The sequence below is a fragment of the Hallella sp. genome (genome assembly GCF_037460745.1).
Taxonomy (GTDB): Bacteria; Bacteroidota; Bacteroidia; order Bacteroidales; family Bacteroidaceae; genus Prevotella; species Prevotella faecis.
In genome coordinates, this window is sequence record NZ_JAXVAE010000111.1 from 1 (window position 1) to 9,757 (window position 9,757).

8 protein-coding genes are annotated in these 9,757 nt (G+C 55.2%); 2 read left to right on the forward strand and 6 right to left on the reverse strand.

From position 1 onward, the window contains the following. Window positions 1–741: AAA family ATPase (locus WKK33_RS07260; protein ID WP_337933143.1), on the reverse strand; the 741-nt coding region annotated here is incomplete at its 3' end. Window positions 742–915: 174 nt separating this feature from the next. Further along, complete coding sequence (locus WKK33_RS07265) at window positions 916–2,268, reverse strand: sigma-54 dependent transcriptional regulator (protein WP_337933144.1); 1,353 nt, start codon at window positions 2,266–2,268, stop codon at window positions 916–918. Between the two features lie 410 nt (window positions 2,269–2,678). Between WKK33_RS07265 and WKK33_RS07270 the strand changes: the two genes are divergently transcribed. Next, on the forward strand, window positions 2,679–2,888 hold the full coding sequence (locus WKK33_RS07270; protein ID WP_337933149.1) for a LytTR family DNA-binding domain-containing protein: 210 nt from the start codon (window positions 2,679–2,681) through the stop codon (window positions 2,886–2,888). Window positions 2,889–2,984: 96 nt separating this feature from the next. On the opposite strand, the gene WKK33_RS07275 is transcribed toward WKK33_RS07270, so the two are convergent. From WKK33_RS07275 to WKK33_RS07290, 4 genes are read right to left on the reverse strand one after another with little or no spacing between them, the layout of a single operon-like run. Then, window positions 2,985–5,153, reverse strand: a complete 2,169-nt coding sequence (locus WKK33_RS07275; RefSeq protein WP_337933146.1) for a S8 family peptidase — start codon at window positions 5,151–5,153, stop codon at window positions 2,985–2,987. 39 nt (window positions 5,154–5,192) lie between these two features. Next, window positions 5,193–6,590, reverse strand: coding sequence for a hypothetical protein (locus WKK33_RS07280; protein ID WP_337570212.1), 1,398 nt, complete (start codon window positions 6,588–6,590; stop codon window positions 5,193–5,195). Next, window positions 6,587–8,416 carry a T9SS type A sorting domain-containing protein gene (locus WKK33_RS07285; protein WP_337469394.1) on the reverse strand — a complete coding sequence of 610 codons (1,830 nt, stop codon included), beginning with the start codon at window positions 8,414–8,416 and terminating at the stop codon, window positions 6,587–6,589. The genes WKK33_RS07280 and WKK33_RS07285 overlap by 4 nt, the downstream gene beginning before the upstream one ends. 41 nt (window positions 8,417–8,457) lie before the next feature. After that, window positions 8,458–8,955, reverse strand: a complete 498-nt coding sequence (locus WKK33_RS07290) for a T9SS type A sorting domain-containing protein (RefSeq protein WP_337570209.1) — start codon at window positions 8,953–8,955, stop codon at window positions 8,458–8,460. A 543-nt stretch (window positions 8,956–9,498) separates the two neighbouring features. On the opposite strand from WKK33_RS07290, the gene WKK33_RS07295 reads away from it, so the two are divergent. Beyond that, on the forward strand, window positions 9,499–9,757 hold a 259-nt coding region (locus tag WKK33_RS07295; RefSeq protein ID WP_337933148.1), incomplete at its 3' end, for a hypothetical protein.

Below are 9,757 nucleotides of genomic sequence, written 5' to 3' on the forward strand. Positions count from 1 at the left end.
CATAGGTGAAACCAGATTCGGAATCGGGAAGAAGAGATACGCATCTTGCATGTACTCCAAATAATCCTTCAGGGCTGGCAAACTGATGGTGTCTCCTGTAGATTTCACCATGTGTTGCAATCTGGTCAGGGAAGAAGGCTGCATCACGCTATCGGCAAGTTTTTTAGCCAAAAAGCGGAATACCCTTGAATTGCGAATGTTGTTTCTCTCAACGATGTCGCCAATCAGTATCTTCTGATACAGGGTATTGAGGTATTCCCGTTTGTCGGGTTGCTCAAACGATTCTGCTATTCCTCCTTCGTAAAAATAGGAATCAAAATAGTTGGATACAATTGATTTTACCTGCTGGTTATACTCCCAGTTTTCACATGGTTCCACTTGGTGATAAATCAGGTATTCTGCAAACGAAAAAGGAAAAATTTCCTTCGGAATGTATCTTCCTCCAAGTGTAGAGTACATTTCCTTGCCCAGCATCTTGGCGTTGCTGCCTGTAATCATCACGCGATATGACAAGCGCTCATCCTCAAAGTTGATGTAGAGAATATCTTGGGCCGACTGTTCGCCTTTGTTGAGTCTGGTCTGAATATCCTGATACAGCAAGTAGGACTTACCTGCTCGTCTGAGACCTACGAGGATATAATTCGACTTATCGCCGAAAAGAAAATCTCGGTGAACCAGTTTGTAGTTTGGGATGGCTACTTGCTTCTCAATGATGATATTCTTGATGATTTGCTTGTCCATACAGAAATATCTTAAAGTATACTTTGCAAAAATACAAAAATATTATTAACTATACTTCGAGATAATCTCAAAAAATGGGTTTGCTTAAGGAATATTAATGGTTCATCCGGTATTTGAAGTGGGCCACCCTCATGCTGTATGCATTATCCTTCATTGCGCGGCATGGACTATGGCTTAGTCCATGCCGTAGCGCTTCATCTTGTTGTATAAGGTCTTGCGGTCAACGGCCAACAGTTGCGCCGCCTTGCTCTTGTTGCCGCCTGTGGCGCGCAAGGCAGCCTCTATGCGTTGCTGCTCTGTTTGCTCGTCGTGGAGCGCCAGCGGTTCGGTGGGCGTGGAGGGCGCCATGGAGCGCTCGAGCTCCGACAGGCCGATATGCTTGCCCTTGGCCATCAGCGTGGCGCGTCGCATCACATTGTTCAGCTCGCGCAGGTTGCCCGGCCATGCGTAGGAGGCAATGAGCTCGCTTGCCTTGTCGTCGAGACCTATCACGTCGCGCCCTAAGTCGGCGTTGGCGTGCTTGATGAAGAGATCGGCGAAGAGGAAGATGTCGGCGCCGCGATCCTTGAGCTCAGGCATGTAGATGGTAAACTCGTTGATGCGGTGGTAGAGGTCCTCGCGAAACTGTCCGTCGGCCACCAGGCTGGCCAAGTCGCCATTGGTGGCGCACACCAATCGAATGTCGACGTCTATCTCGTGGGCGCCACCCAGTGGGCGCACCTTGCGCTCCTGCAGGGCGCGCAGCAGTTGCACCTGCACATCATACGACAGGTTGCCCACCTCATCGAGAAACAGCGTGCCGCCGTTGGCCTCCACGAAGGCGCCCGTCTTGTCGGTGGTGGCCCCGGTGAAGGTGCCCTTCACGTATCCGAAAAACTCCGATGCCGCCACCTCCTTGGGAATGGCGCCACAGTCGAGCGCGAAGAACGGCTTGTCGCGGCGCGGACTCAGTTCGTGGATGCGGCGCGCCACATACTCCTTGCCCGTGCCGCTGGCGCCCAGGATGAGCACCGACATGGGTGTGGGCGCCACAAGGCCCACATATTCGTAGAGCTGGCGCGACGCCTCGCTCTTGCCTTCTATGTAGCGCGGCACGTCGGCCGTAGGCTCTTGGGCCTTGGCTTCGGGTGTAGGCGTGGCGGGTTGCGGCGTGGACGCTGGCTCAGGTGTGCTGAGGGCGTCGCGAATCTTTTGCAGCAGGATGTCGGGCTGCACCGGTTTGGCAATATAGTCGCTGGCGCCGGTCTTCATGGCCAGCACCGCATTTTGCACCTCGGCGTAGCTCGTCATCACGATGAACGGTATGCGCAGGTTGTGTTTCCGCATCCATTCGAGCAGAAACAAACCGTCGTGGTCGGGCAGGCGAAGGTCGGAAAGGATGAGGTCGAAGTTGGGCGTGTCGGTCAGTTGGCGCGCGGCGGCGCTGACCGAGCTCACCCGGTCGACATCAAATCCCTTCTTGCGCAACCAGGTTTGCATCATGGTGGCAAAGGTGAGGTCGTCTTCTACGATAAGGATGTGTGGCATGGCGTTATCTGAATCTTGATGGTGCAAAGGTAGCTCAAATGGCCGACATAGAGAAACAAAAGGCGTTTGAATTTGTTAATTGGCTCCTTTTGCCCCATTTTCCGTGCGCTAAAACGCAATGTGTCAGCATGTTGGCGTTATCGGTTGACCGTTGGTTGAAAAACAGAGGGTGTTCGTTGAATAAAGTTGGAAGAAACCTTGTAAATGTGTTATCTTTGCCAACAAACGCAGACACAAGCGCCACCCAGGCCTTGTCCACACATTCCCCCTGTGGAAAGGCCAAGCGGTGGAGCAAGCCATGGTGGGGCTGGCGTCGGGAAGCAGTTGCACCCTCACGAGCGGATCGTCGGCGACCACCGTCACGGCAAGGCTCATAGGCTCGCAAGGCGGATGGCACTGACAAGCCCTTGGTGGTGCTCCTCAGCATGAAGAAACTGGAGGAACGCCTCAAGCCCCACAACTTCCTGCGCATTCATAAGTCGTACATCATCAACATGCGACACTTCCTGGAGATGAACCGCACGCGCGTTACTCTCGACAGCCAAGTGGTCCTTCCCTTCGGTGATAGCTATCGCGAGAAGCTCAATAGCTACATAACCAGCAAATTGTTGGGGAGGTAATACGTCTAAGATAAGCTGCAAGGCTGATGCCCATGCACAAAAAGGCCCGCCCAGGACGATAGTCCAGGCGGGCCTTTTTAACAATGTAAGGCTATGTTATAGTGCTACCTTTACGGTTTGCACCTGGTTGCCTTGGCGCAGTTTTACGACATACGCGCCATGACCCAGCGCTGAGAGGTCGACGGTTTGGCCACTTCCCTGCAACTGCTTGGCAAGCACCTGCTGGCCGAGCGTGTTGTAAACGGCTACGCGAGCATGGCCTTCGCTGCCATAATAGAATGTGGCGGTGCGGGCCGAACGGTTGGTCTCGATGCGGAACATACCATCGGTGGCATTCACATCCTTCACACCCGTAACATCGAACAGGCTCTTCAGGCCCGCCAACACATTGATGCGGCCGTAGCCCCATGTGTTGTTGGGGAAGATGCTGTCGTTGGTGTTGATGTACTTGTCGTTGTTGATGGCCGTGCGACTGAAGATGTCGCGAATCTTCGCTGGTGTAAGAGTGGGGTCGGCCTGCAGCCACAAAGCGATGGCACCGGTCACAAACGGGGCGGCCATAGAGGTGCCCACTTCTGTGGTGTAGAGGTCCTGGCCTGTGCGGGCTATGACGTTTGTGTCGTCGCTCCAACCGCTGCAATATCGCGATCCGGCAGAAACGATGAGGCAACCTGGGGCTGTGATGTCGGGCTTGATGCGGCCATCGGCTGTCGGGCCGTAGCTTGAGAAGTTCGAATGGCCCAGGTATTGGCCCACCAAGTCTTCGTTGACGCCATAGGCATTTTGCGTTCCTTGCATGGAGATGGGCTGGAACATCATCTTCGAATTGAACGAACCCACAGAGATGACGTCGGGGCTCTCGCCGCCGAGCTCACCCACCGAGCAGGCGTAATCGCCATCGGTCCATCCACGTTTGTTGTAACTGGCGAAGATGCCGCCCGTCACATTGTTCCACATGTGGATGGTGTCGCCCGGCTCGCCGGTGGCCACCAAGCCAATGGCGAAGCCCACATTGATGTTGGTGGCGCGGCTCATTACCAGCACGTTGGTGCGGTTGTTGGTGGGGTTCACCTGCAGCGACATGCCCACCTGGGCCACCACGCCACTGCCATCGGGCGCGATCCATGTCAGTTCCTTGGTGCCTTTGCTGCTCACCTCGCCCGACTGGGCAATGATCTTGCCCGTCAGCGTGTTCACCACAACGGCCTTGAGGCTGAGCGATGAGTTTTTGGCGCCCCAAACATCGACGTAGGCCGAGCGATACTGACTGTTGTCCTGCTCGCTCGTATAGGCAAACATCGTCTTGAGTTGCTTGTTGGATGAGGTGAGCGCCTTGGCCACATGGAGCTTCTCAAGGCCCTCGTTGCCGGCGGCACCCACGATGATGCGACCCGGCCCCACCAGGCTGGCGAAGGCGCGGTCGGTGTCGGAGGTGCCATCGTGCGGTCCCATGTGTGAGCCGAGACTGATGTTCACCACGGCGGGTTTGCCCACGCTCTCAGCGTAATCGAACACATACTTGATGCCGTCGATGATGTTGGCGTTGGTCGATTTGAAACTAACGAACACCAGGTCGGCGTCGGGTGCCACACCGTAATACTGTGTCTTGCGGTCGCTTCCGGCAGCGATGCCCGACACGTGGGTGGCGTGGAAGCCGCTCGTCATGTCGTAACGTGCCGCCTTCATCTCATCGAAGTTGGTGTATTCCACGCCGTAGCCGTAAGCCGCAGGCGCGTTTCCCTTGCCGCCTTGGTCCCACACTCGCTTGACGCGTGTGTCGGATCCGTCGGCGTTGAGGAAGTCGACATGGTCGTATTGGAAGCCGTTGTCGACGATTCCCACCACAACACCTTTACCCGTGTAAGGCCCATTGTTCTCCGTGAGGTTATGACACTCGTTGACATAGAGCAGGCGGCGCGCCTCGTCCATGAGCAGACGCGCCTCGGTGCCTACCGACAACGACGTCACCTCGCTCAGCTCCGACACAGGCTTGATGGCCTGCAACGGCAACGTAGCGGTGACAAGGTTGGCCGATAGCTGGCTGTTGATGGTGGCGCCCAGCTTCTCCATCTTGGAGAGCGCATCGGCGTTCTTGATGGTTACGTAGCAACTGACGGTGTTGTCCTGTCCGTTGGCGGCCTTCGCCTTTCGCTTGCCAGCGCTCATCTCCTGCAAGAGGAGGTTGGTGCTGGGCGACAACTTCTGCGCAAACCCATGGCTGCCCACGAGCAGCAGGGCGGCGAGAAGCAGTGATTTCTTATTCATAGAGATGGTTAAATGCTTTTAATGTGTTTTTGAAGCTACTTAATATTTCTCGAAAGTACCCGTGTAATGCAGCACGAGGTGGGTGTTGTCGCCACCGTAGGTGCCATACATCGTCTTGTAGTGGTTCACCACGTCGAGCGTGATGTCATACTCGTCGTTGTCGTTCTTGGTGATGGTCAGCTTACCATTGTCGGGCGTGTTGCCATAGCCATGGCCTGCGGCGTACGACTGCAACTGTAATGAGCCACCCATAAACTTCAGGTCGAACACAGCTACATCGCCGAGATTGTTGAGAGCGAGCTCGCCGGCGTTGATGAGATCAGCGCCCACCTTGATGACGGCCTTGTAGTCGGAGTACCTTGACTCGCCCTCTGCCACGAGGTAGAACGTGGTGTTGCCCTTGCTGTCGGTCTTGATATACGATGTGCCAATCTTGCGGTCGATGGTGAGATCGCCATCCGCATTGTAATACTTAAACTGGTTCTCTGCCACAGCCTCGGGCACCAGGTTGCCGATGGTGTCGGCCTCGACCACCGGGCCGCAGTAGTCTACCGTCACCAGACGGCCGTCGTCGAGCGTGGCCACGAGGTTGATGTAGAGATTGCCGTCGCCGTCTTGCTTGGTCACGATGGTTCCGGCGGTCACCTTGCTGTAAGCCTCGCGTGTGCCATAGTCGATGTATTGGAATGTGTAACTGTTGGGATCGTTGGCCATGTCGATGGTGTCGCCATAGAGTTTCAGGGCTGAGATGCTCACCTTAACGGCCTTGGTGCCATTCACCAGGTTATCGGGTGTGGTGGCCTCAGCGTCGCCAAAGGCAAACGTTGTGGCGGCACCTGTGGTGGTAGGCTTCGCGACGAAGGCCGATAGGATGGCCGATGAGTCGGCAGCGGCGCCCTTCTGTACGGCAATGACGTTGCTGGCCTCGTACACCTGCTTGTAGTTGGAGGTGTAGCGGCAGCGCAGGTCGTTGTAGGCGGCCGTCTCGCTCTCCAGGTTGATGACCACCATTCCTGTGCGGCCGAAGCGCACTTGCAGGGTGCCTGTGAGGCTTGCCTCCTGGCCCTTGTAGTAGACCTTTGCGGCCTCACCACCGAGTTGGAGCTCCTGTCCCATGCTGTCCTTGTCGATCACGATGCGCAGGGTGGGCACCGCATTGGCCGTGTCGGCCTCCTCAGAATAGAGGTCGAAGCTGTAATTGCCGCCCTGCTCGAGCAGCGTAACCTTGGCCACGCTCTCCACATTGTCGTCGAAGGCAATCTGGTTGCGGAGCGAGGGCAGTTCCACATCGGTGAAGGTAACGCGCTCCACGCTGTTCACCTTATATTCTTTCTGTGTTCCGTCTTTCTGGATGACGGTCATGACGCGCTTGGTTTGTGCCGTCATGGTGGTTGCCGCCATGATGAGTAAGGCGGCTGCAGCTATGATTTTCTTCATTTCTTAACGATTTTAGTTGTTGTGTTGCCTGATTTCACGACGTAGATGCCAGCTGGCAAGGCGCTGACAGCCGTGGTGTTTGTTGCGTCGACAGAGCGCAGCAGCTGGCCGTCGAGGGTGTAGATGCGCATGGGTTGGCGCTGGCGATCGTCGGCCACGCCCTTGATGGCAGTGATGGAAGCGGGATCGTAATGATACTCCATCACCTTGTCGTACACGCCCGAGATCTTAAAGCCGTGGCCGTCGTAGAGGTCGATGGCGAAGCGGTAGTGGTCATTGTCGGTGCGCGACACGCCCACGGTGCCCGAGTAGACGGTGGCGAAGCTGTCGACCACCCACCAGTGCTCGCCCGGATATTCGCACTTCATGAAGTGCTGATACACGGTTCCTGTGCGTCCGCCGAGGTCATCGAAGTAGCCGCGTGTGAGCTGGTAGGGACCATAGAGGTTGGTCCAGAGGTGGCTCTCCTCCATGAGTCGGTAGGTTCCCTCGGGCAGATACCCGCTACCCTCGGGTGCCTGAAACTCCATGCGCAGCAAGTCTTGGTCGCCCATCTTCTCGGGATCGTCCTTGCCGCTGGGCGATCCCAGGTCGACTGAGAACACCTGCACGCCGTTCTGCACGCCGAGCGAATAGATGCGCGACTTGTCTACACGGTCGAAGTTGAGGTCGACATCGTTCTCGAGGTTCGAGTCGACATCTTTCTCTCCCTTCTGAGAGAGGTCGGTCACAGGGAAGGCTATGTTCTTTCCCGATCCCGTCACCTTGTGTCCGCGGTCGGTCGTGAGGTCCACGGTGATGTTGAATGTTCCCTCAACGTCGCCCTCCTCGATGACCACCGTGCCGTCGGCGATGTAGCAATAGTCGTAGTCCATGTCGTCGCTGCCGGTCATAGCCTTGCGGCGTTTCACATAGGTTCCCATGATCATGGTGATGCCCATGTAGTCGACCTCCATGCCGGGGAAGAAGGTGAACTGCTTGAAGTTGCGCGCCACGGTGTAGGTTCCGGGCACGAGTGTGGCCTTGCTGGCGTCGCCAAAGAGGCGGTTGTAAAGGTTGATGCAGAGATCCACGCCCTTGTCGGTCAGTCCGCCGTTCTCGTTGTGCGAGCCGTTGTAGAGGTCGATGATCATGTTGCCTGTGTTCGACTCCATGAGGTTGCCGTGGTAGAAGGCCAGACCGCCCGTGAACTGCAAGCCCTTCATGTCGGTGGTGATTTGCGGATAGACCGACGAAGAGCCACCCGCCATGTTGGTGAGCGACAACTCGCCCTCATACACATAGGTCACACCGTCGGCCGTGAAGCTCACGGTGTAGGTGTCGTTTTCGTTCTCGCTGGCTGCGGGCGTCTTGCTGACGGTTACTCCACCGTTGATGTCTACACCGCCGTCGTCCTTGCCCTTGTCGTCGTAAGTGAGCAGGCATGAGAGGTCGGCGTCGTATTGCAGGTCGCCATCGGCCGTGAATGTGCCTGTGGGCAGGCTGATGCCGTTGCCCTCGGGGGCATAGAGGTCGAGCAGGGCCACGTGTGCATCGGTGGCGGTGATGGTTCCCTCGGTGATGCTATAAGTCACATCGGCCTTGTCGGCCAGCACGAGGTAATAGTTCTCCTTGCCGTCGACACCTGATGCCGAGGCAGGATAATAGGCGCCGAGCACCACATTGCTGAGCGTTTGCGGGGTGGCGTCTACAGCCTTCAGGGGCAGGCCGAAGGCGCGCTTCTTGACGAGCGACAGGGAGGTGCGTTTCTTGACGAGCTGCTGTGCGGTGGCGGGCAAGCAGGCCACAGCCACGAGAAGCGTAATGATGAGTAGAGATTTCTTCATAAATAAATGGTTTTGTGGAAGGCTACGCTTGGCGTAACGCCTTACTTTCTAATAACTTTAAAGGAGCGGTCGTTCTCCAGGCGGAGCACGTAGACACCCGGCTTACACTCGGCGAGGCTCACCGTAACGGCACCGTTGGCGGTGGGGCGCGTGGTGAGGAGCTGACCGTCGAGGCTGTAGAGCTGGGCCACGCGGGCCTTGGTGCCCGTCACACGCACGTGGGTGTTGTCGGTGTAGGTCAGCGTGAAGTTGGCCTTCTCCAGTTTCTCAACGCCCAAGGTCATGGTGTCGACCTTCTCAAAATGATACTCGGTCACATCCGACAGGTTGTAGTCGGTGTTGACACTGGCTGAGGTTACCGTAAACTTGCCGTCGGCCAACGTAATGGTGGGATGGTCGTCGAGCACAAAGAGTTCGGTGGTTTCATCAGCCATCTTCAGTACAAGCACGTCAACGACTTTGTCGCCGTCGGCTGCACGTGCAACCATCGGCGCCATCATCATCAATCCGAGCAGTACTTGCAGGATTCTGATTCTCATAAATGATGCTGTAATTTTGATATTAACGTATGTTTTTTGTTAGTGAATACTGGCTTGCGTAGGATGGGGCACCCTCACCGGTGCCCCCATAACCTTTACTATGAGAGCGCCCTGATAGCTCCGAGGGCGTCTCGTTTGTGTATCCTGAAAAACGAAACTCTCGATAATGATCTCCGAAGAAATCTTTCTTGAAATCTTGTAATTGCGTTTAATATGCACGCAAAAGTAATACATTTGAATGAATATCGGAAACTTTTAAGTTGGTTTTTTGTATCAAAATGCGGTTTTGGCTTTCGTTTCACAATTATCAGGCGTATTTTATTTACGAACCAACATAAATAATGTGTTTTAAGGTACGGTTTTTCGCTCGGCTTCACTTTGGATTTCTTTTCCCTGTTGTCGCACCCTCGCACGCTCGCTACGCACCCTCTCCACCTTCTCTATGTATTCTTGACCTCTCATGGACAGATAAGAAAGAGTGTGCCTCCGGTCAGCGCCACACCTTATTACATAGTCATCCCATGCCAGTGGGGAATTGGGGAAATGGACATTCCCCACCTTTTTGGGGAATTTTTCCACACTCGTTCCACACTTTCCCCAACGCTTGATATGCGTGCCAAAATATGCAACCCGTTGATAACCAGTCTTTTGAAATATTTCTTCCGAGTTTGGCACGCAGCTTGCATTATGTTAAGCGAACACAGTTCAAAAACGGTGGCACAGTTCACCAAACAACAGTCAACAATAATAAAACAATTAAAAAATAACGATTATGAAAAAGATGTTTTTCGCAGTAGCAGCT

Bases quoted from the DNA above. Each gene is read 5' to 3' on its own strand.
- WKK33_RS07265 (WP_337933144.1), bottom strand. From the start codon at position 2,268: ATGCCACACATCCTTATCGTAGAAGACGACCTCACCTTTGCCACCATG.
- WKK33_RS07275 (WP_337933146.1), bottom strand. From the start codon at position 5,153: ATGAATAAGAAATCACTGCTTCTCGCCGCCCTGCTGCTCGTGGGCAGC.
- WKK33_RS07280 (WP_337570212.1), bottom strand. From the start codon at position 6,590: ATGAAGAAAATCATAGCTGCAGCCGCCTTACTCATCATGGCGGCAACC.
- WKK33_RS07285 (WP_337469394.1), bottom strand. From the start codon at position 8,416: ATGAAGAAATCTCTACTCATCATTACGCTTCTCGTGGCTGTGGCCTGC.
- WKK33_RS07290 (WP_337570209.1), bottom strand. From the start codon at position 8,955: ATGAGAATCAGAATCCTGCAAGTACTGCTCGGATTGATGATGATGGCG.